We start from the raw sequence: 318 nt of genomic DNA on the forward strand, positions 1-318 counted from the left end.
ACCGCATCCGGCGCGCTGCTGGAAACCGCCAGCCAGCCCCAGTCTTCGGAGTCGGTTTCGGCAATCCAGTCAAGGAACGCCGAACCGGGTTTCAGTTCGGCGAGATACGGCATCACCGGCTGCCAGTCGGCATAAGGTGTGCCGCCCCAGATCGGGATCAGTTCGGTGGTCGCTTCTTGCTGGTAAAACGCGTTGAGCGGGGCCGCATCGCTGGCGTTGCTGATGATCAGGTACAGGCGCTCGCCGGCTTGCAGCGGACGGCTGACGAGCCAGTTCCGGGGTGTCAGGCGATCAGAGGGCACAGGCACCTGCCTTGCA

At 64.2% G+C, this 318-nt stretch carries 1 protein-coding gene; it reads right to left on the minus strand.

Translation table 11 applies throughout. The annotated features are described in order from the left end of the window. The coding region (locus tag NTD87_RS17575; RefSeq protein ID WP_262115302.1) for a DUF4123 domain-containing protein at positions 1 to 302 on the minus strand (302 nt) is incomplete at its 3' end. Positions 303 to 318: the final 16 nt, after the last annotated feature.

It is taken from the genome of Pseudomonas sp. 6D_7.1_Bac1 (assembly GCF_025465945.1).
Lineage (GTDB): Bacteria > Pseudomonadota > Gammaproteobacteria > Pseudomonadales > Pseudomonadaceae > Aquipseudomonas.